This is a genomic window from Thalassotalea montiporae (assembly GCF_053485855.1).
This window is the reverse complement of the sequence record NZ_JBQRUO010000032.1, coordinates 1-273: the sequence shown is the minus strand read 5'-3', so window position 1 is coordinate 273 and position 273 is coordinate 1. Positions and strand designations below refer to the sequence as shown.

Sequence of the window (273 nt, the reverse complement as noted above, 5' to 3'; positions counted from 1 at the left end):
TGATAGGTCAGGTGTGTAAGGGTTGTGAGGCCTTGAGCTAACTGATACTAATTGCCCGTGAGGCTTAACCATACAACACCCAAATGGTTTTGACTGACAGAATAAAGAAATTCACGTACTAACGTGTGCTTGAAACGATATATACAGCATTCCGAATTGAATTTACTTGCTTATGCAGCAGGTAAATAACAGTTTCGCCTAGCGACAATAGCGTTGTAGAACCACCTGACCCCATGCCGAACTCAGAAGTGAAATGCAACTGCGCCGATGGTA

1 rRNA gene is annotated in these 273 nt (G+C 43.6%); it reads left to right on the top strand.

Annotated features, from left to right (window positions below):
* Positions 1-197 precede the first annotated feature (197 nt).
* Positions 198-273 (top strand): 5S ribosomal RNA (gene rrf / locus ACSLUR_RS19155); the annotation flags it as partial.